At 53.0% G+C, this 251-nt stretch carries 1 protein-coding gene; it reads left to right on the top strand.

Annotated elements, in window-relative coordinates; translation table 11 throughout:
* Positions 1-251, top strand: a 251-nt coding sequence (locus CVH10_RS27040) for a hypothetical protein (protein WP_219925030.1), incomplete at both ends; no start/stop codon positions are given.

Below are 251 nucleotides of genomic sequence, written 5' to 3'. Positions count from 1 at the left end.
CCGCATGTCGTGCGTCGATAACTGGCTGGATGAGTCGTCGAGCATCTGCAACCTGTTGGCGCAGGCGTTGGCATGGCGGAAGGAACCACTGCACGATAGGACGGACGTATGTGGGCCAGGTCATAAGCTCGTTGACGGCAATGAACAAATTAACGGTATACTCAGCCGTAATCCTCAGCCATTCTTCATTGCGGCAAAGTTCCTCGCCAAGGAAAACTCTGGACGACATACGAGCCACAATCTTCACAATG

Origin of the sequence: Halomonas sp. ND22Bw (assembly GCF_003011945.1) — a bacterium.
GTDB classification, from domain to species: domain Bacteria; phylum Pseudomonadota; class Gammaproteobacteria; order Pseudomonadales; family Halomonadaceae; genus Halomonas; species Halomonas halophila.
This window is presented reverse-complemented; position numbering and strand designations above follow the sequence as displayed.